General features: G+C 50.8%; 23 protein-coding genes. 18 read left to right on the plus strand and 5 right to left on the minus strand.

What is annotated here, in order from left to right; translation table 11 throughout:
• Positions 1 to 1,209, plus strand: a complete 1,209-nt coding sequence (gene hemW, locus ACJ67_RS00380; RefSeq protein ID WP_049637421.1) for a radical SAM family heme chaperone HemW — start codon at positions 1 to 3, stop codon at positions 1,207 to 1,209.
• Between the two features lie 616 nt (positions 1,210 to 1,825).
• Here the strand turns inward: hemW and ACJ67_RS00385 are convergent.
• Positions 1,826 to 2,494 carry a hypothetical protein gene (locus ACJ67_RS00385; protein WP_049639685.1) on the minus strand — a complete coding sequence of 223 codons (669 nt, stop codon included), beginning with the start codon at positions 2,492 to 2,494 and terminating at the stop codon, positions 1,826 to 1,828.
• 62 nt (positions 2,495 to 2,556) lie between these two features.
• A complete protein-coding gene (gene argH / locus ACJ67_RS00390; RefSeq protein WP_049637422.1) occupies positions 2,557 to 3,975 on the minus strand; it encodes an argininosuccinate lyase in 1,419 nt (472 codons plus the stop codon).
• Positions 3,976 to 4,065: 90 nt separating this feature from the next.
• Here argH and ACJ67_RS00395 point away from each other — a divergent pair, with 90 nt between their 5' ends.
• Together ACJ67_RS00395 and ACJ67_RS00400 are read left to right on the plus strand one after the other, a co-directional pair.
• Positions 4,066 to 5,085, plus strand: a complete 1,020-nt coding sequence (locus tag ACJ67_RS00395; RefSeq protein WP_049637423.1) for a sensor histidine kinase — start codon at positions 4,066 to 4,068, stop codon at positions 5,083 to 5,085.
• Entirely contained in the window at positions 5,078 to 5,824 is a 747-nt protein-coding gene (locus ACJ67_RS00400) for a LytTR family DNA-binding domain-containing protein (RefSeq protein ID WP_049637424.1), read from the plus strand. Before ACJ67_RS00395 ends, ACJ67_RS00400 begins: the two co-directional genes overlap by 8 nt.
• Before the next feature lie 17 nt (positions 5,825 to 5,841).
• Here ACJ67_RS00400 and ACJ67_RS00405 read toward each other — a convergent pair whose 3' ends face one another.
• Positions 5,842 to 6,510 carry a hypothetical protein gene (locus ACJ67_RS00405; protein WP_049637425.1) on the minus strand — a complete coding sequence of 223 codons (669 nt, stop codon included), beginning with the start codon at positions 6,508 to 6,510 and terminating at the stop codon, positions 5,842 to 5,844.
• Between the two features lie 207 nt (positions 6,511 to 6,717).
• Between ACJ67_RS00405 and hemC the strand changes: the two genes are divergently transcribed.
• Positions 6,718 to 7,662, plus strand: a complete 945-nt coding sequence (hemC, locus tag ACJ67_RS00410; protein WP_156171611.1) for a hydroxymethylbilane synthase — start codon at positions 6,718 to 6,720, stop codon at positions 7,660 to 7,662.
• Positions 7,659 to 8,429: a uroporphyrinogen-III synthase gene (locus ACJ67_RS00415; RefSeq protein WP_049637426.1), complete on the plus strand. Its 771-nt coding sequence runs from the start codon at positions 7,659 to 7,661 to the stop codon at positions 8,427 to 8,429. The genes hemC and ACJ67_RS00415 overlap by 4 nt, the downstream gene beginning before the upstream one ends.
• A gap of 22 nt (positions 8,430 to 8,451) precedes the next feature.
• Here the strand turns inward: ACJ67_RS00415 and ACJ67_RS00420 are convergent, their stop codons facing one another.
• On the minus strand, positions 8,452 to 9,120 hold the full coding sequence (locus ACJ67_RS00420) for a PEP-CTERM sorting domain-containing protein (RefSeq protein WP_049637427.1): 669 nt from the start codon (positions 9,118 to 9,120) through the stop codon (positions 8,452 to 8,454).
• A gap of 161 nt (positions 9,121 to 9,281) precedes the next feature.
• Here ACJ67_RS00420 and ACJ67_RS00425 point away from each other — a divergent pair, with 161 nt between their 5' ends.
• The 11 genes from ACJ67_RS00425 (at position 9,282) to ACJ67_RS00470 (ending at position 21,798) form a co-directional block, all read left to right on the plus strand.
• A complete protein-coding gene (locus ACJ67_RS00425; RefSeq protein ID WP_018985347.1) occupies positions 9,282 to 9,587 on the plus strand; it encodes a helix-turn-helix transcriptional regulator in 306 nt (101 codons plus the stop codon).
• A gap of 28 nt (positions 9,588 to 9,615) precedes the next feature.
• Entirely contained in the window at positions 9,616 to 11,748 is a 2,133-nt protein-coding gene (gene aas, locus ACJ67_RS00430; RefSeq protein ID WP_049637428.1) for a bifunctional acyl-ACP--phospholipid O-acyltransferase/long-chain-fatty-acid--ACP ligase, read from the plus strand.
• On the plus strand, positions 11,745 to 13,067 hold the full coding sequence (locus ACJ67_RS00435; protein WP_049637429.1) for an MFS transporter: 1,323 nt from the start codon (positions 11,745 to 11,747) through the stop codon (positions 13,065 to 13,067). The genes aas and ACJ67_RS00435 overlap by 4 nt, the downstream gene beginning before the upstream one ends.
• Positions 13,067 to 14,680 carry a hypothetical protein gene (locus ACJ67_RS00440; RefSeq protein WP_231587206.1) on the plus strand — a complete coding sequence of 538 codons (1,614 nt, stop codon included), beginning with the start codon at positions 13,067 to 13,069 and terminating at the stop codon, positions 14,678 to 14,680. The genes ACJ67_RS00435 and ACJ67_RS00440 overlap by 1 nt, the downstream gene beginning before the upstream one ends.
• Positions 14,681 to 14,755: 75 nt before the next feature.
• Complete coding sequence (locus ACJ67_RS00445) at positions 14,756 to 15,256, plus strand: hypothetical protein (protein ID WP_049637431.1); 501 nt, start codon at positions 14,756 to 14,758, stop codon at positions 15,254 to 15,256.
• Positions 15,257 to 15,418: 162 nt separating this feature from the next.
• The gene (locus ACJ67_RS00450) at positions 15,419 to 15,796 is read left to right on the plus strand and encodes a hypothetical protein (protein WP_049637432.1); all 378 of its coding nucleotides are present in this window, start codon (positions 15,419 to 15,421) and stop codon (positions 15,794 to 15,796) included.
• Between the two features lie 177 nt (positions 15,797 to 15,973).
• Positions 15,974 to 16,342, plus strand: a complete 369-nt coding sequence (locus tag ACJ67_RS00455; RefSeq protein WP_049637433.1) for a hypothetical protein — start codon at positions 15,974 to 15,976, stop codon at positions 16,340 to 16,342.
• A gap of 89 nt (positions 16,343 to 16,431) precedes the next feature.
• The gene (locus ACJ67_RS00460; RefSeq protein WP_049637434.1) at positions 16,432 to 18,420 is read left to right on the plus strand and encodes an LTA synthase family protein; all 1,989 of its coding nucleotides are present in this window, start codon (positions 16,432 to 16,434) and stop codon (positions 18,418 to 18,420) included.
• A gap of 8 nt (positions 18,421 to 18,428) precedes the next feature.
• Positions 18,429 to 20,666, plus strand: coding sequence for a lipopolysaccharide kinase InaA family protein (locus ACJ67_RS00465; RefSeq protein ID WP_369799095.1), 2,238 nt, complete (start codon positions 18,429 to 18,431; stop codon positions 20,664 to 20,666).
• A 141-nt stretch (positions 20,667 to 20,807) separates the two neighbouring features.
• Positions 20,808 to 20,879, plus strand: coding sequence for a pyrroloquinoline quinone precursor peptide PqqA (pqqA, locus tag ACJ67_RS14545; RefSeq protein WP_081624291.1), 72 nt, complete (start codon positions 20,808 to 20,810; stop codon positions 20,877 to 20,879).
• A 154-nt stretch (positions 20,880 to 21,033) separates the two neighbouring features.
• Positions 21,034 to 21,798: a hypothetical protein gene (locus ACJ67_RS00470; protein ID WP_156171612.1), complete on the plus strand. Its 765-nt coding sequence runs from the start codon at positions 21,034 to 21,036 to the stop codon at positions 21,796 to 21,798.
• Here ACJ67_RS00470 and ACJ67_RS00475 read toward each other — a convergent pair.
• Positions 21,788 to 22,627, minus strand: coding sequence for a DUF3034 family protein (locus tag ACJ67_RS00475; RefSeq protein WP_049637437.1), 840 nt, complete (start codon positions 22,625 to 22,627; stop codon positions 21,788 to 21,790). The two genes, ACJ67_RS00470 and ACJ67_RS00475, sit on opposite strands and share 11 nt — an antisense overlap.
• Before the next feature lie 185 nt (positions 22,628 to 22,812).
• On the opposite strand from ACJ67_RS00475, the gene ACJ67_RS00480 reads away from it, so the two are divergent.
• Together ACJ67_RS00480 and ACJ67_RS00485 are read left to right on the plus strand one after the other, a co-directional pair.
• Entirely contained in the window at positions 22,813 to 23,235 is a 423-nt protein-coding gene (locus ACJ67_RS00480) for a group 1 truncated hemoglobin (protein WP_049637438.1), read from the plus strand.
• A gap of 20 nt (positions 23,236 to 23,255) precedes the next feature.
• Positions 23,256 to 23,846, plus strand: a complete 591-nt coding sequence (locus tag ACJ67_RS00485; RefSeq protein WP_049637439.1) for a methylamine utilization protein — start codon at positions 23,256 to 23,258, stop codon at positions 23,844 to 23,846.
• Position 23,847: the final 1 nt, after the last annotated feature.

The following is a 23,847-nucleotide window of genomic DNA, read 5'->3' on the forward strand; positions in this document are numbered from 1 at the left end:
ATGATTCCGATTTATCCTGCCAATAGCCTGAAAGATGCGCCCTTGCAAGGCGAGGTGACGCTGAGTGGTCTCACCAATCCACCGCCGCTGTCGCTGTATATCCATATCCCCTGGTGCGTGCGCAAATGCCCGTATTGTGACTTTAACTCGCACGAAGCGCGCCAGGAAATCCCCGAAGCGGCGTATGTGGATGCCTTAATCGCCGACCTTGAGCAAGCCACGCCATTGGTGTGGGGCCGCAAAATCCGTAGTGTATTTTTTGGCGGCGGCACGCCCAGCATTTTTTCTGCCGAAGCGATAGATAAGATACTTAGCCATGTGCGTATGCTGACGCCGCTAGAATACGGCGCTGAAGTGACGCTGGAAGCCAACCCAGGCACGGTGGATATTGCCAACTTCAAGGGCTACAAAGAAGCAGGCGTCAACCGTGTGTCGCTGGGTATTCAAAGTTTTCAGCCGCAATATCTGAAAGCCTTGGGCCGCATTCATGACCGTGACCAGGCCTTGGCCGCAGCCGAGCTGGCCATGAGTACCTTCGACAAGGTCAATCTGGACGTGATTTATGCCTTGCCAGAACAAAGTTTGGAAGATGCCTTAAAGGACGCCGAAACGGCATGCGCCATCAAACCCGCGCATTTATCGTTTTATCACCTGACGCTGGAACCCAACACGCCGTTTCACCGTACACCACCGAGCTTGCCGGATGACGACACCAGCGCCACCATGCAGGAAGAAATCGAGAAGATACTTGCTGCAAATGGTTACCAGCATTATGAAACCTCAGCATTTGCCCAGCATGGTCAGCAGTGTCAGCACAACCTGAATTACTGGACGTTTGGTGACTACTTGGGCATAGGTGCAGGCGCGCATTCCAAGCTGAGTTTTCATGACAAGATTATCCGCCAGAGCCGGCATAAACATCCCAAGCGGTATCTCGAAGCGGTCACTACCGGGCAGGTGGTGGATAGTGAATGGCAGATTGGGCGCGAGGACTTGGCGTTTGAGTTTATGATGAATGCGTTGCGGTTGGTGGATGGCGTTGAGGCTGGGTTGTTTCAGCAGCGGACGGGATTGCCATTAAGGACCATTCAGCCTACCTTGCAGGCTGCAGAGCAACAAGGGTTGTTGGCGGAGCAGAGTGGTGTGATTGCACCGACATTCAAAGGGCAGCGGTTTTTGAATGAGTTATTGGGGATGTTTTTGCCATAGTCAGAATTTTTATTGACTAATAAAGGTTCTTTTTCGCCTCTCGGCGAGTTACTTTCTGTTGCTTGCCCCACAGAAAGTAACCAAAGAAGAGGGCCCCCAGCCATCACGGCCTTACGGCTGCCTTGCGTTGCTCAACAAAGTAAGCGGTCACGAAACTCGCCCTGACAAGCCACACACTTCGTGGCTTGTTGCGGAGCTCAGACAGTCGTTCCCTTCTTCCTTACTTTGTTTCCGCTACTCAGCGTGATGGAATGGGATTTATCTCGTCAAAGTCACACTGTTGAAATTTGAACAGTTGCAATTAAAGACTACACTCCTGTGGCGCTCAGTGGGTTTTCGGGCCCCTATCTGCCGCGCCGAGTAGCGCAGGCAAAATAAGATGAAGCGAGCGGCTGTCCGAATCCCGCGGTGGCCTGAGATTTGTGCAGGCCGCTAGGATGAGTTTCGCGAGCGCTTATTTTGATGAGCAACGCAGGAAATAAGCGGAAGCTAGGGTGTCCTTTGCCTTCTTTCTTATGGACAAGCATTAGAAAGAACGGTCGCCTAAAGGCGAAATAAATAATTCACTAATCTACTGCATTAAGAGTGGCACTAATTTGGTTAGACTACAAAAAACTTACCGCTTATCCCGCCGTTCTTCCAAAATCCCCCAAACCAAACTCAATCCCAGCAATAACACCGCACTCACTACAATCACCAATACCTGAGGTGTTTGATAAAGCCTTTTCACCGGCGTCTTTGCGATTGCCTGCGCATTCGCCTGATAGGTCTCCACTAAATGTGCCTTTACGGCCGCAATACGGTCCACCAAATGCCCCGCAGAAAAAGAATAACCTTTTAAAGAAAGCCCTTCTGGCAAGTGCAGTGCAGGCAGCGTGAGCTTGGGCCAATGCCAGCCTGATTGTTGCGAATCCTGTGAGAGTTGCACGCTCATCACCAGGCCGGGTGTGACAAAGGTTTGCGGATCGACTTCATCGGCTTTTTTAATTCGGTGGGTGATGGTATGCAGGGTTTGCGCATTGGGCACGGCGATGAGTTGCGCGGATTTGGCCGCCTGGTCAGCCTTGAGCAGGATGCCGCGGCTGCGACTCAAGGTAAGTGATTGCTGCACAAAGCGTTGCTGCAGGACCGGGCTTTGCGGGTAGAGTTTGGCGGCGAGGCTGTTGACGCTTTCACCGGGGAGTAGCGGCCAGAGCATGGATTGTTCCTGCTTTGGGTTGGCGATGCCAAACGCGGCTTGTACGGGATGATTAAACAGCCGGATCCCTAAGCCGAGGACTATCATGAGGCCTGCCATCATCACCAAGGATGATCTGAGATTCCATTGGTGAGGATGGCGGGGAGTCATCAGAGCCCTAACTTTGCTCTGGCTTGTGCAATGGCGCGGCGCACTTGTTCGGGGGCGGTGCCGCCGGTGTGGTTGCGGCTGGCGACCGAGCCTTCCAGCGTGAGCACTTCAAATACGTCATCGGTAATGGTTGCGCTAAATGCTTGTAACTCGGCCAAGCTAAATTCGGCCAAGTCACGGCCAGATTCCACGCCTGCTTTCACGGCATGGGCGACGACTTCGTGTGCATCGCGGAACGGCATGCCTTTTTTCACCAGGTAGTCGGCGAGGTCAGTCGCTGTGGCAAAGCCTTCGAGCGCGGCCTGGCGCATATTGTCGGCCTTGACGGTGATGCCGCGCAGCATGTCAGCGTAAATCTGCAAGGTCACCAGCAAGGTGTCGGCCACGTCAAACAGCGGTTCTTTGTCTTCCTGGTTGTCTTTGTTATAGGCCAGTGGCTGGCCTTTCATCAAGGTCAGCAGGCCGATTAAATGGCCATACACGCGGCCGGTTTTGCCGCGCACCAGCTCGGGCACGTCCGGATTTTTCTTTTGCGGCATGATGGAGGAGCCGGTACAGAAACGGTCGGCGATATCAATAAAGCCGAATCTTGGGCTCATCCATAAAATCAGTTCTTCAGAGAAACGTGACAGGTGCATCATCAACAACGAGGCGGCTGCATTAAATTCGATGGCAAAGTCGCGGTCGGAGACGGCATCAAGCGAGTTTTGGCATACGCTGTCAAAACCTAGCAACTCGGCAACCAGTTCACGCTTGATTGGGTAGCTGGTGCCTGCCAGTGCGGCGGCGCCTAAGGGCAGGCGGTTGATACGCTTGCGTGCATCGGCAAAACGCTCTGCATCGCGGTTAAGCATTTCAAAATAGGCCATCAGGTGGTGGCCAAACGTGACGGGCTGAGCCACTTGTAGATGGGTAAAGCCAGGCATGATAGTGGCGGCGTGTTGCTCAGCCAAATCCAGTAGCGAGGTTTGCAGGACGCGGATACCGGCAATGCTGTCATCGACCACGCTACGCAGCCACAGGCGCACATCGGTCGCGACCTGGTCGTTACGTGAGCGGCCAGTATGCAGGCGTTTGCCGGCATCACCGATTTTCTCGGTCAGGCGTTTTTCAATATTCAGGTGTACATCTTCAAGGTCGAGCAGCCATTCAAATTGCCCGGCTTCAATTTCAGCCAGGATTTCACCCAGGCCGCGTTTGATCTCTTCCACATCTTGCGCAGAGATAATGCCCTGCTCACCCAGCATGGTGGCGTGGGCAATCGAACCCTGGATATCGAACTTGGCCAGGCGTTTATCGAAATCCACCGAGGCGGTATAACGCTTGACCAGTTCTGCCACCGGCTCATTAAAGCGGCCGGACCAGGCTTGGTCCTTTTGATGCAAAGAAGACTGGGTTGTCGATTTGGGTGCGGTCAAAACAAAATTCTTTCTGCCAAAAGGCTGGCTTGCGCGACAGGCGCTGAATACTTATCATGCTGGAGCCACATTATAAATGAACATCACGCTGTGCGTAAAACTAGCCGCATTCCCAATTTCCGCAATCTGGGCATACACTTACGTGTACTGTTGCTGCATCTTTGCCTGCTGGCGTTCTTGACGGTGTATGACGGCCAGTCTGGCTGGAATGTGTCTTTATGGCTCAACGACCTGGCTCAGATTGGCAGCCAGTGGGCGCCACCGCTGTTAATAGTGATGGGCGCACTCACGCTGGCTTACCCTTATCTTAGCCGCTGGCCTTACCGATGGGCGCTTGCGGGTATTTTCCTGCTGGCGATCAGCCTGACCGCTTTTTCCGCGTTAGCCTATCATCGCTGGATTACGCCATTAGCCACCTCGCAAGTTTGGCAATTGATGCTGCTATGTGTAGCAGACGTGCTGGTGTGTTTGTATTACCTGGATTTATTGCAACGCGCCTATTCCCCTGCGATTGCCGAGGCCCGGCTACAGGCCTTGCAGGCACGTATCCGACCACATTTCCTGTTTAATAGCCTCAATGCCGCGCTATCACTCATACGCAGCCAGCCACAGCGTGCCGAAAACGCGCTGGAGGATATGGCTGAACTGTTTCGTGTGCTCATGGCCGACAACCGAGACCTGGTGCCGTTGTCGCAGGAAATTGCCTTGTGCCAGCAATACCTAAATATCGAAAAACTGCGGCTGGATGAACGCCTGCAATATGACTGGCAGCTGTATGACGTTCCGACCGAGATGATGATCCCACCCCTGATTTTGCAGCCGTTGCTAGAAAACGCGGTCTATCATGGTATTGAGCCGCAATCACAAGGTGGCCTCATTAATATTGAAATCAGGCCCAGCGGCAAGAGTTTGCTGTTGCGCATCAGCAACCCGCTCTCTCCGCGCAGTGACAAATCTGGCGGCAATAAAATGGCGCTCAAAAATATCCGCGAGCGGTTGCGCCTGCATTACGACCTCGAGGCGCAGTTAAGGCAATATGAAGCCGACCAGCGGTATATTGTCGAAATCCTGATCCCGACACGGCCAATGTCTGAGGTGGTGCATGGCTAAGCAGCGTTTGCTGATTGTAGACGATGAGCCATTGGCCAGGCAGCGTTTGCGTGACCTGGTGAGCGATGTCGGCGGTTATGACGTGGCGGGCGAAGCTGCTAATGGTGTTGAAGCATTGGCGCTATTGCAGCAAGGCACTGTGGATATTGCGCTGGTGGATATCCGCATGCCCGTCATGGATGGCATCGAGTTCGCACAACATTTGCGCCAGTTGGCGCAGCCCCCCAATCTGATTTTTACCACGGCCTATGATCACTATGCTGTGCAGGCATTTGACCTCAATGCCATTGATTATTTGCTCAAACCCATACGCAGTGAGCGGCTGGCAGCGGCGTTAGCCAAAGCACGGCCTTTACAGCTCAAACAGTCACAGGTGTTGCAGTCGTTACAGCAAACGCATGACCATTTGAGCATACAAGAGCGCGGCAAAGTGCTGCTGATCCCGGTGGAGGACGTGCTTTATTTTCGTGCAGAGTTGAAATATGTGACTGTACGCACCCGCGAAAAAAGCTATTTGCTCGAAACCTCACTTACCCAGCTTGAGCACACCCATGCGGATAAATTTGTGCGTATACACCGTAACGCACTGGTGGCGCGTGATGCGATTCGCGGATTTGAAAAGCAAAGGGTTGCGGAAGGCGAGGATGCAGGTGATGCGGTGTGGGTGGTATTGATCAAGGATATCCCGGAGACGCTGGTGGTCAGTCGCCGTCATCAGTATATGATTAAGGCCACCTAGGTGGCCTTTTTTACTATTTACTTTTTCTTTTGCGCTTGATCAATCACCTTGGCTGCCCAGTCGCGCCCCCCGAGTCCAAAAGCAATCGCCAATGCCAAAAACACCGCACCAAACACAATCACAAACAGGGAGTGGATCAGCTGCATGCCTATGCCCAGTTGTTCCAGTGCAATGAAAATCGCCAATATCTGGATACAGTATTCGGCAGAAGTACTGATGATCAATGCCTGTTCAAACTTGATGCTATGCAACCAGGCAAATACTAGGCGGTTGATGAAACGGGCGAACAGGGTACCAAAAATCACTACCAGAATCGCCACAATAATGTGCGGCAGGTAGCTGGCCAGTTCTTTCAAGAGTGCTGCGACTTCGTTAAGGCCCAGGGAATTGGCGCAAGTGATGACGAACAGCAAAATTACCAGCCAATAGAGTACTTCACTGATAATACCGCTCAGTGTCACTTTGTAATTGGCGCTGCGCATAAACGCTTCGAGGCCGGAGCTTTTCGCAAAAGTATCAAAGTGCGTCAGTTCAAGAATACGCTTCACACCTAGCCTGACGGCTTTTGCCACCAGCCAGCCAAAAAACAGGATGACGATGGCAGCGAGTAATTTGGGCACAAAATGGACTAATTCGACCCAGAATTGATTCAGTGAAGAAAGGAAAATGTCGATTTGGTATTGCATGGATAGTTCCTCCATTTTTATCATTGAACAGTGACTTTTCTAGCCACTTCTGGATTGCTGTTTTTTGTCAGCATAACTCAAGATGACTGTTTTGGGGAGCAAAAGGTTCACCTTGGGAATGATCGCGGTGTGGCCATGTAACAGGCGCAGAAGTGGGGCGATGCCGTGTTAAAATGCCGTGCTAAATTCATCAAAGGTAAGACCGTTGTGAGTACATTTAACCCTCCAGCCAAGCTTGTAATTGCCTCTAGAGAAAGTGCGCTTGCCATGTGGCAGGCCAAGCACATCCAGGCACGGTTACAAGCCTTCTATCCACAATGTGACGTCAGCATTTTAGGCATGACGACCACAGGTGACCAGATCCTGGATTCCCCGTTGTCACGCATTGGCGGCAAAGGCCTGTTTGTTAAAGAGCTTGAGAGTGCACTGGCTGACGGCCGCGCCGACTTGGCTGTACACAGCATGAAAGATGTGCCCATGCATTTGCCGGAGGGATTCACGCTGGCCGCGACCGGGGAACGAGAGGATCCACGTGATGCATTTGTCTCCAATAGTTATACCAGCCTCGAAGAACTGCCCGAAGGCAGCGTGGTGGGCACCTCCAGCCTGCGCCGCCAAAGCCAGATTCAGGCCCGTTTTCCGCATTTAAAAATTGAATCCTTGCGCGGCAATGTGCAAACCCGGTTGCGCAAACTGGACGAAGGCCAATATGCGGCCATTATCCTGGCCGCGGCGGGGCTGATCCGTCTGGAGTTAGGTGACCGCATCAAAGGGTTTATCGACCCGGCAGACAGTATTCCAGCGGTGGGTCAGGGTGCGCTGGGCATTGAAATCAATGCCCGCCGCAATGACCTGATTCAGGTGTTGGCACCGCTCAATCATGTGGATACCCAATTGTGCGTGGAAGCTGAACGTGGCTTTAGCCGTGCATTGGCGGGCAGTTGCACGGTGCCGCTGGGGGCTTATGCCACCAAGCAGGGCGACACCATCACCATGCAAGGATTTGTCGCCAGCGTGGATGGCAAGCAGATGCTCAAGGAAACAGTGACTGGCAATGCGGTTGAGGCAGAAAAACTGGGCCAGCAATTGGCGCAGCAGCTTATCTCACGTGGAGCGGATAAGATTCTGGCTGAGCTGGACGGCGTGAAATGACCTCTTCTCCAACGGGGGGCCTGGCTGGCGTGCATATCGCCGTCACACGGCCACCCGAGCAGGCGAGCAGGCTGACAGCTGCTATTACGGCAGAGGGCGGACAAGTCATTTCATTTCCGTTACTGGATATTCAAGGCTTACAGGATTTGTCGGCCTTTCATGCCGCCATCGCGCCACTCAGCCAGTTTGACTGGGTGATCTTTATCAGTAGCAATGCTGTACAGCATGGCATGCCCTTGCTGCAACAAGCAGGCATTCCAGCGCAATTAAAATTTGCAGCCATCGGCCCGACCACTGCAGCCAGCCTGCAAGGATTTGGTGTTACAGAAATATTGACCCCTTCGGAGCGGTTTGACAGCGAGGCGTTGCTGGCGCTGCCAGCATTGCAACAGATGCAAGGCCAGCGTGTGTTGATTGTGCGCGGGGTAGGCGGGCGCGAAGTGCTGGCCGAGACCTTGAAACAACGAGGGGCCGATGTCGTGTTTGGCGAATGTTACCGCCGCGTCAATCCGCAAAGCAGTGCACAAGTGCTGGCGCAGGCTTATGATGAAGGCAAATTGCAGGCCATCGTCGTGACCAGTAGTGAGGCTTTGCGCTTTCTCCTAGATCTGGCTCAGGTTGCTGCATGGCTGAAAGCCACCCCTTTATTTGTCAATCATGCGCGGATTGCCGAGCAGGCCAAAGCCGCAAAGCTGACGGTGTATTGCAGTGGTGTTTCTGGAGATACCGCCATGCTGGAGTTATTAAAAAGCCATCTCCAGGCTTAAAGTGCTTTTCCGCGCTTGTGGATCAATACGTTTTTCGTCTGAAGGCCAGAAACCCCAAGCCTAGTAAAAGCATTGCGCTTGTGTTCGCCTCTGGGACGGATGAAACGCTGATTGAGTTGTTGAGAGTGATAGATCCAGTAGTGGTTAAATTTCCGATGCTAATACTCGCATTCGAAAATACAATCCCGTTAGTATTCATCACATAAATGCTTCCACCCCCTGTTGGAGGGTTCATCGCATTGCTATTGGTGCTCGGTGAGCTGATTTGAATATTACTACCCGGGCTGACGCCAAGGTTAAAACTGCTCCAGATGATATCTCGTTTAACCGGTTGCCAACCAATAAGCAATGGCTCACCCCTATTGGCCTGATTTTGGATAGACTGAATGTTCACAGTGCTCGCGACTTGAATCCCCCCTTGGATCGTCGAAATCGAAATCTCAGGCGCATTCAAATTAAGATTCTCAAGCAGCAAATCCCCGGCTGCGTGAATGAAGATGCTAGCGTCAGAGTCTATCCATCCGCCATTCAAGCTCAGGTTGCCCGCGCAACTGAGGGAAGCGCCCGACAGCGATGAGATAGACATCGCGCCACTGCAAGTGCTGCTGGCAAGGCTGATCATAGTAGTGTTGGCCTGGGCTGCCAAAGGCATGAAGGTCATCCATGAGATGAGCGCGGTGAGTCGTAACATTTGATATCCCTGATGATTTTGTTTGAGTTTTCACACAGTCTAGCGCTCAGTGTCTCCGGCAAAATGATGGTTTAATGAAACCCGGATTATGAATGGACTAAATATTTTTTAATGAATAAGGTGCTTGACAAAATAAACTAAATAACTAATTATTTAGTTATATGAAAACAATCATCCAAATTCCAGAGCCCTGGAGTCAAATTTCCGAGTTGTTCGTCGCGCTAGGTGATGCGCACCGGCAACGGATTCTGCTGTCTTTTGATAAGGACGAGCGGCTCACTATCCTGCAAATTGTTGAAGGTTCGCAGTTGAGCCGTACCGCAGTGACGCATCATTTAAAGGTGTTAGAGCGGGGCGGGGCCTTGCAAAGTGAAAAAATTGGCCGCGAAGTGTATTTTTGGGTGAATAAGCCATTCATGCAGCAGGCGCTACAAAATGTGATCAATTATATTAAAGAAGACATATAAAAAAGAGAGTTGAGACGGAGAGGAAACAATGCTGGTAAGTATATTAAGAGGATTATGCCGTTTACTGTTCCGCGTACGTGTCAGCGGACTGGAGAATGTTCCTGCTGAAGACAGGTTGCTGATTATTGCCAATCACGAGTCATTGCTGGACGGATTGTTGCTGGGGCTGTTTCTGCCCAAGCGAGCCACTTTTGTGGTGCACAATGAGGTGCTGGAAAATTTTTTCTTCCGCTGGATTCTGAAATTGACCCCCCATTTAGGCGTGGATCCGCGTAGTCCGTTGGCAATGAAAAAAGTCATTCAGCATCTTAATGCGGGTGAAAATGTCGTGATATTCCCCGAAGGACGCATCACATTAACCGGGGCCTTGATGAAGGTGTATGACGGACCTGGTTTTGTGGCCGCCAAAACCAATGTGAAAATCCTGCCTGTTCGCGTGGAAGGCGCGGCGCAATCCTATTTTGGCAGATTGTCTGAAGGTCATCCGCGCAAGTTATTGCCGCATGTCACGTTGACCGTGATGCCCACGACGGAAATCAATATTGAAGAGCCAGCAGACAGACCGCTCACTGCGAAGCAGAAGCGTCGTCTGGCGGGTGAAGCCATGCGCAACATCATGCAGCACATGCTGTTTAAAACTCAGCAGGGAAAAACCCTGTTTGAAGCTTTTCTCGATAGCCGCAATAAATTTGGTGCCAGCAGCCCAATCATTGAGGATATGAACGAAGTGGAAGACACTTATCAGGAGGTTTTAAAACGAAGCCTCGCGCTCGGACGTATTGCCTGCAAGGTCAGTCAGTCTGGTGAAGCAGTTGGTGTATTAATGCCGAATGTCACCAATACCCTGGCGTTGATTCTCGGGATGTCGGCGTTCAAACGCATTCCAGCCATGCTCAATTACACGTCGGGTACCGCAGGTATGCAGAATGCCTGTATTGCCGCGAACATTCGTACCGTCATTACCTCTCGCAAATTTCTTGAAACCGCCAAGCTGGTAGAGGTCGTCGCGCAGTTAAAAAACCTGAAGATCGTTTATCTGGAGGACTTGAGACAGCAGTTTGGCGTGGTTGATAAGCTCTGGTTGATGGCTTATGCATTACGCTTTCCGCGGTTGGTCATGAAGCCTGCCCAGTCTGAAGACACGTTGGTGATATTGTTCACCTCCGGATCAGAAGGAAAACCTAAAGGGGTGGTGCACAGCCATAAAAGCATCCTGTCGAATATACATCAGACCATCGCCATGCTGGACTTTAATCCAACAGACAAATTGCTGATGTCCTTGCCGCTGTTCCATGCGTTTGGCTATACCTGTTCCCTGCTCGCATTGCTGAATGGCGTGCATATCCTGCTGTTCCCTTCGCCATTGCAATACAAAGTGATTCCGGAAGTGATTTATGACCATGGTTGTACGATATTGATCTCCACCAGTACTTTCCTGGCCAGTTATGCCAGGTTTGCCCATCCGTATGATTTTTATAAGCTGCGCATGGTGGTGGCCGGTGCTGAAAAGCTGAATGAAGAGGTGCGCAAGGTGTACCAAGAGAAATTTGGCATTCGCATCCTGGAAGGCTATGGCGCTACCGAATGTGCCCCTGTGATTTCTGCCAATACACCGATGGCCAATAAAAACGGGACGGTGGGTCAGTTATTCCCTGGCATCGAATGCAAACTGGAACCCGTGCCGGGCATTGAGAATGGTGGCGTGTTGCATGTGAAAGGCGACAATATCATGCAAGGCTATTATTTATACGACCAGCCAGGCGTATTGGTGCCACCGGAGGGTGGCTGGTACAACACTGGTGATGTGGTCGACATTGATGAGGAAGGCTTTATTCATATTAAAGGCCGCGTAAAGCGTTTTGCCAAAGTGGCTGGAGAAATGGTTTCGTTAGAAACTGTTGAGAAGATTGCTAATACCGCGGCGCCAGACCATCAACATGCGGCGACCACACAAACCGATGCGAACCGTGGTGAAAACATCGTCTTGTTTACAACAGACTCAAAACTGAAACGGGATGATTTACAGGTGGTTGCCAAGAATTTTGGTGCGCCAGAAATTGCTATTGCCAGAAAACTGGTTCATGTGGAAGAAATTCCATTATTGGGGACGGGCAAAACCGATTATGTCACTTTGAAACAAATGGCGGAAAAAGCAGCATGAGCAATCCATTCAATCTTCTTCGCCAGCAAAGGTTTGCCCCTTTTTTCTGGACTCAAGGCCTGGGTGCCTTTAATGACAATGTGTTTAAAACCGCATTGATTACGCAAGTGGCTTTTAATACTGCCAGCCTGACGACGATGGATGGCGCTACCTTGGCGACCCTGCTGCCAGGTCTGTTTATTTTGCCGTTCTTCCTGTTTTCGGCCTCGGCCGGCCAGCTGGCAGATAAATATGAAAAATCGCAAATTATCCGCTTGGTGAAAATACTGGAGATTTGCATCATGCTGTTTGCCAGCATAGGCTTTTTAAGTCGCAGCCTGTTGATGCTGGCACTGGCGCTGTTTTTGATGGGCTTACACTCCACTTTGTTTGGCCCGGTGAAATATTCCTATTTGCCGCAGCACTTACAACCCGGTGAACTCACGGCAGGTAACGGCCTGGTGGAAATGGGCAGCTTTGTTGCCATTCTGCTGGGACAGGTGCTGGGTGCATGGCTAGGCAGTCTGGAGCAGCATGCCTTGTTCACCAGCCTGAGCGTGTTATTGATTGCTGTGTCAGGCTACCACTTGAGTCGAGGGATCCCGTTGTCTCCGGCACCAGTGCCGGAAATCAAGATTAACTGGAACCCCATCACTGAAACGATCAAGAATGTACGCACCTTCTGGGCGCAACAAACCTTGTGGGTAGCGATTGTGGCGATTTCATGGTTCTGGTTTTTTGGAGCTACATTGCTGGCGCAATTCCCTAATCTGGCCAAGCATGTGCTGCAAGGCAGCGAGCGTGACTTTATCAGCCTGCTCTCAATTTTTTCAGTGGGCGTGGGCGTGGGTTCGGTCTGGTGTGAAAAGCTCTCCAAGGGCAAGCAGGAGTTGGGGCTGGTCATGCTGGGAGCACTGGGCATGTCACTCTTCACTTGGGATTTTGCCAGCGTCACCCAAAATATCCAGCAACAGCTGCTTGCCAATCCAGCACTGACTTTACATACACTGGCTGGGCTGGATTATTGGCATATGTTGCTGGATGTGGCATGTCTGGGGATCAGTGGCGGCCTGTATATTGTGCCTCTGTATGTATTGCTGCAAAGCCGTGCTGAAACAGGTTATCAATCCCGTGTCATCGCAGCAAATAACATTATGAATGCCTTGTTTATGGTGCTTTCTGCCGGCTTTTCGGTGATGTTATTTGGCATGGGTGTCACTATCCCGCAATTATTTGCCATCACAGCTGCATCGAATCTGCTGGTGGCGATATATCTATGCTTGCGCCAGCCGGAATATTGGTACAGCGTGCGTGATTATCTGATGGGTTTTAGAGGCTAATGATGCGACGACTGTTTGGGGTTGGCCTCGGCCTGATTTCGTCGTTCGTAGAGGGCCAGCCAGCGGTGGATGCTTTGGGAATGTATCCGCAAGCGCAATTACAGACAGTAGAAGGTGTGTGCCCGCAATGCCAGACCTTGCCACAAACTTTATGGTATTTCCGCCATGAGACGTTTGCCGTGCCTAAACCAGGAGTGCCGGTTTCTAAAATAGAGTCCAGCAAGCGGGGTGCTGAAGATATCCAGGCCCTTAATCCGGAAGCGTTGCCTGAACTGGTATGGACAGGGTCCAGCCAATATTGGCCGCAGGTGACGCTCAATGCGGCAGCCACGGAAGTCACGACTGAGCAAGGTCAGCGTTTTAATCTCAAGCTGGTCCCCAAGATTGCCAGCAACCATGCATACTGGAACGCAGATACCAGCGAATTCCTCAGCCGATCTAAGGTTTCCATTCGCGGTGAATTAGAAGGTACAACCCTGGTTGCACGTACATTCTGGCCACACACCTTCAAGCTAGATTTGACTGATGGTCAGCAACCACTGCAACGCGGTGAAACCTTGCAATCACTGGTACAGTTTTCCAATGGCGGCGCCCGCAGCCCATACCAAAGCAGGTTGTTATGGGAGAGGTCACCCGGTGTGGGGCAACGCTCGGCAGGAAAAACCGCCTTAGGCATTTTGCTCAATGGCGCCCAGGGCGATGATGATGAAGCGCATGGGGGACACTTTGCCCTGGCTACTGGCGTGGTGGGTGCGCAGGGCGAGTACGGAACCTGGCTGGTGAATAATTACTACAACCTGGCCACAAATAGTGAAAAAGGCATTATTGCCGGGGTGACGCCTTTTGATAAATATATGGGGGACCTCAATAGCGGACAGGCTTTTTACCGGCCGTCTTATATGCTGGTGGCCGTGTTCAGCCAGCCTGATATCCCTAGACAAATCCAGGCGCTAAGTAATCGAGTCATGCAACATTTTCATCACAATGACCTGGTATACGACCATGCATTGGAAAATTGTGCCGGTATGAGTATAGACACCCTGCGGCAGCTAGGCTGGCAAGTGCCCGAGCGTGGGGTGGAAAGTGTCCTAAAGGCCAGTGCAGCTTACTGGTATGTGGCGGCTACAGAACGCAGCCTGCAAAAAGGTCGGGCGATCTATGATTACCTGAATACCGAAATGACGCGGTTGTTTCCGGCTGTGGCGTTTGATGCGATAGGCAATGATTTGCTCAATATCGCGAAAACAGGCGAGCAACATACGCTAACGTCAGACGCCATGCAAGCCATGCCCCGGCAATTAGAGGCACTTTATTTTGTCCGTATTCCGCAGATTCCTTCTAGCCGTGCGTTTGGTCTGGCGCCTGTGTACAGTTTTGCCCAATATTTGCAACAGGCCCCGGCCGATAGAAGCCAGTGGAAGGTTATTCCGGTGACGCCAAATCCATTACCTGAACAGCTGAAAAAGAGCTTGGCGCTGCAGCCGCAAGCGCCAGCATTGCTGCCTTTGTCCGCGATTTTTTTCCTCGCCAGTGCGACAAGCATCGTATGGGTTTTATTATTAGCACTCAGGAAAGGGTGGCGTAAGGTGTTCATAAATGCGATCAATCACTGAGGTATGATGATTCCTTACATTAAAAGGGCGACCTGTTTTGGTGTGTTGGTTTAACCACTTATTAAAGCAAACGTTATGAAAAAAACTTTTTTGGCTGTCATGTTAATCAGTCTGTTATTGAATGAGGCACGGGCGCAGGAAAGTGCGGATTTAGAGTCAGAATCCAGAAACGTTGCTTCGGCCTTTATGGGCGCAGCCAATTTTGTGGTGGGCCGCATCGGCATTGAGTGCCTGGGTGTGCTTGGTCGACTGGAGACACCACGAGAGTATGTGCATATCTGGCAGGAGCGCAATGCGAAATACTACGATGCTTCGACCAAATACGTGGCAAAGAAAATGGAGGCTGCGTTTGCATCTGGGGGCAATGTTGCCAGGGATGCCGTGCTCAAAGAATATTCAACCATCGTGCGCAAAGAAGCGGAAGGCACGATTGTCGACTGGATAGGCCGCGGAAATAAAAAGGATGGTTGCCAGCGCGCAGTCATGCTGATCGATAGAGGAATACTGGATGTGAACCCTGAGATGCCCATCTACCAGGATTTACAATCGTTACTCAATTGGTCAGTGATGAATTGAATTGCCGCAAGCCCGCTGAGCGTTTTGGGAATGGTCGGCGAATGCGAGACAGTGGCCTGGCAGTCGCTTCCTACATAAAAATCAGCGCAGTTCTGATAGGGTGATTTTCATAGGCATTATTAAATAAATCAACATACTTTGTTTTTATTTAAGGATGCAACCATGAATAAACTACTGATGACAATATTGGTTTTTATTGTTTCGACCACGACTATCTCTGCGGCTGAAAGCAAAGATGACGCGGCAACGTTAGGCACTTCTAAAAGTCCTCAAGTGGATAGGCAGCAAAGTCGTACAGACAAGGGGCCCATTAGCGGGAGCCAGGATGGTGTTCCTCATGATGCTAGTAACCTTGGTAATGAGAACAGCCCGCAGGTCAAAAACCAACGCCAGCGGATTGAGATGGACTCCGCGGATCGGCCATTTAAAAAACAGAAAAACAAAGTACTGAGAAACAAAGATGAAAAAGCCGGGACCACTCAAGGCAATCCTGTGCAGCCAACGGAATACGAAGCGGCGCCACCAGCGACGACCCATTAATGGTTTAAGCATGTTTACGTTTTGTTCGATCTTAGGGATTGCTTTTGCAGTCCCGTTTTATGCTGATGAGACTCAGCTGATATCCACAAGATGTGATTTTAAACATCTGCCATGTCTCATCCAGCACCTTTAGGATCAAAAGTAGTCTGATGTATTCCTGATAAAAAGAGCGTTCCTATGTCACTTGCCATCCACCGGAAAATGATTTTGGCTGCCATTATCTGCTTGCTTCTGTATCAGGTAGGTACCTGGATCACACTTATTGCAGGTGCCGTATGGGGGGCAGGGGCCGCTGTGATTGTGGCTGTGGTTTCTTACGTTTGCGCCCGCCTGGCCAAACGTGGTGCCACGAGTACGATCTGGTTTCTTATTCCCACCTTGTTATTCACGGTCCTGCCTTTAGTGGCAAAAGCCTGGAGTTTGTTCACCAGCCAGACGGGTATTGCGGATATGCTGATCGATATAGTGCCCTTACTGGTCGGCTTTGTGATCCCGGTTGGTTTGTTATCATCTGTCTATCTTGATTTGCGCAAGAAAGCGCCTTAACTAGAAGCGCATGGTGACAGCGTGCTTTGCAATCACAATCTGCAATAACCGTTATAATGTGAGGCTTGACTCCATCTGATTAAGCAAACATGCAATCAAGTTACTTCGGCAAGCCGCGTTCTACTTCTAAATTGTGGCGTTTAGCCCACTGGTTTGGGCCTTATGCACCGCTGATCGTGATGTTCATCAGTGGTCTCGTCTTTCTGTCACTGACACGCCTGGGGTTGGTGGTATGGAAATGGGAGCGCGTACTGGCCACAGGCGAGTTGAGTCAGATTTTGCTGCAAGGTATACGTGTAGATGTGATCCAGCTGGGGTTGCTGGCACTTATCCCTGTCTTGCTGTCCCCAATTCTCGCAACACGCAAGTTTTTCAATATCTGGCGCAGTTTCACCTTCTGGTGGGTATTGCTTTCACTGGTGTTGCTGGTGTTCCTCGAAGCGGCTACCCCTGGATTTATTCTTGAATATGATGTGCGGCCCAACCGCATTTTTGTCGAATACCTCAAGTATCCGCATGAGGTGTTTGGCATGTTGTGGCAAGGCTTCAAGCTGGAGCTGTTGTTTGGCCTGCTGATGACCGTGATTGCATTTGTACTGGTGGCTAAACTACTTAAGCCCTGGCGGCATGCAGAGGCGAAATGGGCGAGCCCGGCCGTGTGGCTGATATGGCCGCTGATTCTGGTGTTGACGGTATTTGGCATCCGCTCCACGCTTACACATCGCCCTGCCAATCCCGCCTTGTTTGCCATTACTCAAGACAGCATGGTCAACAGCTTGATCCTGAATTCCGCTTATTCGGTGTTCTACGCCGCTTACAGCTTGCAGCATGAAGCGAAGTCCAGCGCGATTTATGGCAAGCTGCCACGCGAGAAAATTTTTGCCTTAACCGGTGCCCATGAGGGTGATATTCCCACCCTGACCACACTGGTGCCGTCCGTTAAACGTGATAAACCACTGAATCTGGTGATCCTGCTGCAAGAAAGTCTGGGCGCAGGATTTGTCGAGTCACTGGGCGGAAAACCAGTGACGCCGAATCTTGAAAAACTCAAAGACGAAGGCATCTGGTTTACCCATTTGTATGCCACGGGGACGCGCTCTGTGCGTGGCATTGAGGCCGTGGTGACCGGGTTCCAGCCTACCCCTGCCGACAGTACGGTCAAGCTGGATTTAAGCCAGAAAAACTTCTTTACGCTGGCGGCATTGTTGTCCAAACGTGGCTATTTAACCGAGTTTATTTATGGCGGTGAATCCCATTTTGACAATATGCGCAGCTTTTTCATGGGCAACGGTTTCCAGCAGATTACAGACCAGCCAGACTTCAAGAACCCGGTTTTTGTCGCCAGCTGGGGCGCCTCTGATGAGGACTTGCTCAATAAAACCCATGACCAGCTCATGGCGCACCATGCGAGCGGCAAGCCATTTTTTACCTTGGCGTTCAGCTCGTCTAATCATGCGCCGTTTGAGTTCCCCGATGGGCGTATCGAGCTCTATGAACAACCCAAGGCGACTGACAACAATGCGGTGAAATATGCCGACTATGCAATCGGTGAATTTATCAAAAAAGCCAAGGCGAGTCCTTACTGGAATGACACGGTCTTTTTAATCGTGGCTGATCATGATATCCGTGTCCGTGGTGATTCCCTGGTGCCCATTGAGCATTTCCATATTCCGGCGCTCATTCTGGGTGGTGCGGTACAGCCCAAAACGGTGGATGCGATTGCCAGCCAGATCGACCTGCCGGTGACGGTATTGTCATTAATGGGCATAGAAACACAGCACCCGATGACCGGACATGATTTGTCTAACGTGAGTGATGACTATCGTGGCCGCGCCATGATGCAGTACAACTATAACTTCGGCTGGATGCAGCAGCTTGGGCGCGATGCCGCTGACAATGAAGTGGTGGTATTACGTGAAGGCAAGCCTCCGGCTTTTGGCCATTACGACCTTGCCAGCAAGAAGTTACAAAATACAGCTGCACCAGCCGATGGTGCCGCCCTGGCTGAACGTGCCCTGGCAAACAGCCTGTTACCGGCGCTGTTGTACAAAGAGCAGCGTTACCGCTTGCCGGAGTAGGGGTGGTTTTGAAGAAGAAACAACCCTCCATGCTCACGCGTCAGGTCATGTTAGATGGCCTGAAATATATACTGTCTGGTCGACTGTGGCTCAAAAACAGTCATTTGCCAGCGCTTAATCATGTGATTCCTGAAGACTTTACCGGCCTGTGCGTGGCCAGCAATTCAGATCCGGCGACCGATCATTACGTGTTGGAGCAACTACAGACCCTCGAGGTCAAGCGTGTACGTCTGGATATCAGCAATGACGAGGCAAGACCTTTCCAGGAACGTTTTTTATGCAATTTGCTCTCAGCCGGGTTTTCGGTGACGCTGCATGCCGTGCAGCCTTATGAAGCGGCTAAGAACATGCGCAGCAGCCAGGCGCAGGCGGAGTGGAAGCAATTTATTGAAGAGCTATGCCAGGCGTATGCGGGCAAGATTGCCGCGCTTGAAATTGGCAATACCGTTAACCGTAAAAAGTGGGCCGGGTATGATATGCCAGGCTTTATGGCTGCCTGGCAGATTGCGTATGATCTCGCCAGGCAATACCAGATCGTTGTGGTCGGACCGAATATCCAGGATTTTGAGCCGCTTTATAACATCAGCCTGCTGAATACATTGGGTAATGAGCGCCGTTTACCGGATATGCATAGTAATAATCTGTTTGTAGAGCGGGTGATTGAGCCAGAGTTATCCGATTTCCGCATTTTCAAGTACAAATGGACACGTATCCTCAAGTTCAACCTGATTAAAAAAGCCAAGCTGCTACAAAAAATAGGTGACGATATGGGCGTACCTGCGCTGGTGTCTCCTGTCGCATTTTGGGCTATTTACCGGATTAAACGTTGTTTACCCGACGGTGCGCAAAAGCAGGCGGATTATGTGGGGCGTTATTTCACTTTGCTGGCGGCTTCAGGTGCATTGCGCCATGCTAACTGGGGCGCATTTATCTGCCAACGTGAAGGCCTGATTGATGATGGCCTCAAGGATAGTGAGTATCCGGCATTGGAAAGGGTGGCCTATTACAAGTCTGCGGATGGTGAATGTGCCAACTATCAGAGAAACCCCAGTTTTTCAGCTTTTAAAACGGTGAGTCACTGGCTGAATGGGGCACGATATTTGGCGCCAGTGAGTACGGGCAATGGCCTGGAAATTCATCATTTGCAACAGCGGGGCCAAGCGGTGCATATTGCCTGGACCATCAATGGCCAATGCAGCTTGCTAGACCAGGTTTATTCGCCACACAGTTTGCAACAGGCGCATCTATTCAACCGCGATGGCGAACCTGTACAAGATGTGCAGATGCTGACTGAGTCACCCCTTTACCTGGTATGGCAACAGCCTGAACAGATCGTCTTGCGTACAACACGGCCAAAGTTAAGCGGAACCATCATTCATGCACACATTGCAGGACAGCAGTATTTCCCTATAGAAGAAGGGGACTGGCGCGGCATGATCCTGGCAGAGAGTGCCGCGCAAGCGCAGCAGATGTGGCAAGCCTGGCACCCGGAGACCCTGTTACCCCCAACCAAGTCAGAGGCTTTGCGCCATGCGCGTAATGCGATCTGGCCATTACCGGATCCACGTGACGAGACTCAACAAATCACCGTCAAAAAGCCAGTACGCATGTACTGGCATAAAACCTGGCTCGACAGGCATAAGCCGAGCAAGGCCAAACGCAGCTGGAATGGGGCCATGGAATTGCTGCGCCGTGGCGTGGGAACTGCCATGCCGCTGGCATATTTTGAGCATGCCAACGATACTACCTTGCGCGGCAATTTTTATATCTCGGCTTATGTGCCGCATGAGTTTGCTATTTCAAAAGCCTTTTTGGCGTTTAAACAAGGTGCAAGCGAATTTGAAGGCATTGCGGCGGACACCTTGTACCATGCGTTTGCCCGTTTCTGTTTGCATATGCATAACTCAGGGATTTATTTCCGTGATTTTTCTGGTGGGAATATTCTGGTGCAGCATCAAGGAGACAATCTGCACTTTGTGCTGATCGATACTGCACGTCTGCAAGCGACAGCGACTGCTACCCTGATTAACAAGCGCCTGGCTGATCTAACGCGGGCGCTGCATAAACTGCATTGGGATGGCCGCAAGCAATTCTTGCAGATATATCTCGGGATGACTGGTCGCCGCTTAGGCTGGCAATTCCTGTGGCCGTTTTATCTGTATGACTTGAAGGTGTGGCTGAAGCGTACGATAGGCCGCAAAGCCATGCGTAATCTTTTGCGCCATATCAAAAGTCGCTTTGGTTAAAGCATGCATCAGGCCACACTCATGAAAATCATGAATGCAAGTTGCGCAGTTTAATCACGACAAGTAAGCCGGGCAGTTTTAATATAGATACACGTTGATAGCAACCGCTAAAACGAATCTAAGGAAAAAGGAGAAATGACTATGTGGACTAAACCAGCTGCTACCGAAATGCGTTTCGGCTTCGAAGTAACTATGTACGTTATGAACAAATAATTTGTTCTTAATGACATGAACGGGCGCCCAGGCGCCCGTTTTCATTTGTCTGTTTTATTTGCCGGGTTCATTTGTCAGTGATGACCTGGCTTCAGCAGAAAACTTTTTTGTCAGGCGTTGCTCAAAAGGCAGGATTATTATTTCGCGGGCGACTATGAAGACATCCTCATGCATGTTTGGGCTAAATACCTACCTCGGCGGCATCTTATTCCTTGCTTGCTCACCGTTGTGGGCATGCCTGGATCAACCCTCTTTACAAGCACTGGCAGACAAGGAAATGCAATATCTGCTACAGCGTATCCCACCGGCATTTGCCGATGCCGTGTCTGATCAGCTGATTCAAGGCCACATGACTGCTAAAGCCTCTGATACTTGCCAGGTGCGCTGGCAATTGACCTTGCCTGAAAGGGATATCGCCGAAGCACGGGCTTTGTTGCAGGCTGAACCGGCTAAACAGATCATGCTGGCGGCGCAAGGCTACCAGATTCCCGAGCAAACCAATGTGGAGGCAGAGTTTACCGTGGATCAGGCGACATTGCAGCCGCTGCACCCGGAGGTTTTGCAAACTGCGCCTTTAGGAAAGTTACGGGCCAGTGTTGAACTGATGTATGCCATGTTGACGCAGGCAAGAACCAACAGTCGACAAGAAGCGCAGTTGCCATGGGCCCAGGCAGAATTAGAGTCGGTCCAAACCAGTTGCCAGCAACAATTCCGGGCTGATGATAGTAAAAAAGCATGTGCATGTTACAGCCAGGGACTGGCAGAGAAATACTCCGCCCGCCAGGTCAAATATAACCGCTACCTGTTGACTAACCCGTATGCATTTGCCACCGGCAATGGTGGAGAATTCAAGCAACTGGACAAAGCATTACAAGCCTCTTGTGGACTCAGCTCGTCGTCTGGCCTGATCAGTAATTGATCTGCCCTGACAAATACCAGCCTGTCTGGTTATCCTTGTTAGCAATTCTGCCAAGGTCGATATAAGCGCCGGTCACCGAGACATTGCGGTGTGGAAACCAGGTCATGAAAATATCGTGAGCATTATTTTCTTCGTACACGGACAAGTTATCCGGTTTGTAGCGTAACTCACTACCCACCAGCCAATTGTCAGACAGCATGACGGCAGCAGATACCGCCGGATATACACGGTAGCTGTCACGCTTGTCCCCCCCAAATCCCAACAGCCCAAACTGGTTGGCCTTGGTGGCATGCAAGTTAGCATTCAACAACAGGTTATAGCCATTGATCGCCCCTAAAAACAGCTTGCTGGTAGCCACATAATAGTCGACGCCACTACGGTCTTTGGCACCCAGTGCCTTAGGCACAAAATCGAAGTCTTCGTTATATTTATATTGTGCACCGATGGAGACTTGTGGCAGCCAACTGTCCTGTTCGTAGATCGCATCCCCCAATACACGTAACTTCACACCTAATGTATTCAGGCGGATATGTTCGCCAGGGACGGTGTCGCCCAAGCCAAAGCGTGCCTGGCTGGCGCTAACTTCCACGCGGTTGAATAACCCTAGAGCAACACCCGTCGTGTTGAGTTTAAAGTCGCCTCTGGTTTCTGCATGCGTATAAAACAGCGAACCGCCAATTTGTTTATCAGTGCCGTACCCGCTGATGACTGCCCAAGGCATTAAGCCGCCGCCTGCCGAGCCTTCAATTTGCGTGACGCCGCCCGTGGCTAACAGCCTGTCACCAGCGTGTGCCAACATAGGTGTGGTAAGCATGGTCAATGTGGCCATGACACGGGGAAAAAGGGATGTGAGTGAGTGCATCAGTATTCTGCTCCAAGTTTGTTATCGTATTATTTCATTTGCGCGATAAGAACAATTGTGTAAGCAGAGGGTAAATAACCAGTTTCATTGATGGTTATATAAATAGCCAATATCGTAATATGTGATAGTCGACCCCAAAAATGGAGTATGTAATGCGTTTTAATACCATGATGGTTATCCCGCTATTTTGCCTGGGATGCATGATGCAGCCTAAGCCGGAAGCCAGTTTGTACCAGCGTATCGGTGGTTTGCCCATGCTGACCAGGATCTCTAACCAGACACTGGATATTGTCAGCAAGGACCCCAAAACCAGCCGTTCGTTTGAAGGGGTCAAAATGAAGACCCTGAAAGAAAGCCTGACCAATTTCCTGTGTGTGAAAACCGGTGGTGATTGTGTTTACGAAGGCGAAACCATGCATAAATCACATGCGGACTTGCATATCACCACCGCTGAGTTTGAGTTGATGGTTGATGTATTGCGTGAACGGCTGGATGTGAATGGGGTAGGCACCAGAGAGAAAAACGAATTGTTAAAAATATTAGCGCCCATGAAGCGAGATATTGTGACGGATTAATCGTTGGTAAAGGAATTTCGATGGCATGGACAACTCTTCAACGACGGTGTTTGGTCGCCCTGTTATTGGCGCTCACAAGCCATGGCATCATGGCCGCCGATGTCACCGTGATGGTGACGGATGCGGGTGGCAAACCTGTCACCGATGCGGTGGTTGCTTTTTATGACAGTAAAACCCCGGCGGTGAATCCGAATGCAGCCGGGAAAATCATTCAAAAAAACAAAATGTTTAACCCGAAGGTCACAGTAGTGCAGACTGGGACCAGCATCAATTTCCCGAATGAAGATTCAGTCCGGCATCATGTCTATTCATTTTCACCCGCCAAAAAGTTTGAATTGAAACTCTATTCTGGTGTGCCGACCAATCCGGTGCCGTTTGATCAGGCCGGTGTGGTGACCTTGGGATGCAACATTCACGATTCTATGGTAGGGTATATCTATGTTGTGGATACGCCATTTTTTGCCAAAACGGATGACAAAGGCAAGGCTATCCTCAAGTTAAATGACGGGCAGTACACTTACCAGGCCTGGTTGCCAGGCCAGAACAAACCAGCCGCAGAACAAAAGATAACCATAGAAGGGGTGACCGAGGTCAAGATCCCCATCCCATAAC

The organism is Methylophilus sp. TWE2 (assembly GCF_001183865.1).
Classification (GTDB): domain Bacteria; phylum Pseudomonadota; class Gammaproteobacteria; order Burkholderiales; family Methylophilaceae; genus Methylophilus.

Bases quoted from the DNA above. Each gene is read 5' to 3' on its own strand.
- ACJ67_RS00485 (WP_049637439.1), top strand. From the start codon at position 23,256: ATGGCATGGACAACTCTTCAACGACGGTGTTTGGTCGCCCTGTTATTG.
- hemW (WP_049637421.1), top strand. From the start codon at position 1: ATGATTCCGATTTATCCTGCCAATAGCCTGAAAGATGCGCCCTTGCAA.
- ACJ67_RS00470 (WP_156171612.1), top strand. From the start codon at position 21,034: ATGAAGACATCCTCATGCATGTTTGGGCTAAATACCTACCTCGGCGGC.
- ACJ67_RS00400 (WP_049637424.1), top strand. From the start codon at position 5,078: ATGGCTAAGCAGCGTTTGCTGATTGTAGACGATGAGCCATTGGCCAGG.
- ACJ67_RS00425 (WP_018985347.1), top strand. From the start codon at position 9,282: ATGAAAACAATCATCCAAATTCCAGAGCCCTGGAGTCAAATTTCCGAG.
- aas (WP_049637428.1), top strand. From the start codon at position 9,616: ATGCTGGTAAGTATATTAAGAGGATTATGCCGTTTACTGTTCCGCGTA.
- ACJ67_RS00480 (WP_049637438.1), top strand. From the start codon at position 22,813: ATGCGTTTTAATACCATGATGGTTATCCCGCTATTTTGCCTGGGATGC.
- ACJ67_RS00405 (WP_049637425.1), bottom strand. From the start codon at position 6,510: ATGCAATACCAAATCGACATTTTCCTTTCTTCACTGAATCAATTCTGG.
- ACJ67_RS00435 (WP_049637429.1), top strand. From the start codon at position 11,745: ATGAGCAATCCATTCAATCTTCTTCGCCAGCAAAGGTTTGCCCCTTTT.
- ACJ67_RS00420 (WP_049637427.1), bottom strand. From the start codon at position 9,120: ATGTTACGACTCACCGCGCTCATCTCATGGATGACCTTCATGCCTTTG.
- ACJ67_RS00460 (WP_049637434.1), top strand. From the start codon at position 16,432: ATGCAATCAAGTTACTTCGGCAAGCCGCGTTCTACTTCTAAATTGTGG.
- ACJ67_RS00455 (WP_049637433.1), top strand. From the start codon at position 15,974: ATGTCACTTGCCATCCACCGGAAAATGATTTTGGCTGCCATTATCTGC.
- ACJ67_RS00445 (WP_049637431.1), top strand. From the start codon at position 14,756: ATGAAAAAAACTTTTTTGGCTGTCATGTTAATCAGTCTGTTATTGAAT.
- ACJ67_RS00475 (WP_049637437.1), bottom strand. From the start codon at position 22,627: ATGGCCACATTGACCATGCTTACCACACCTATGTTGGCACACGCTGGT.
- ACJ67_RS00450 (WP_049637432.1), top strand. From the start codon at position 15,419: ATGAATAAACTACTGATGACAATATTGGTTTTTATTGTTTCGACCACG.
- ACJ67_RS00440 (WP_231587206.1), top strand. From the start codon at position 13,067: ATGATGCGACGACTGTTTGGGGTTGGCCTCGGCCTGATTTCGTCGTTC.
- ACJ67_RS00385 (WP_049639685.1), bottom strand. From the start codon at position 2,494: ATGATAGTCCTCGGCTTAGGGATCCGGCTGTTTAATCATCCCGTACAA.
- ACJ67_RS00415 (WP_049637426.1), top strand. From the start codon at position 7,659: ATGACCTCTTCTCCAACGGGGGGCCTGGCTGGCGTGCATATCGCCGTC.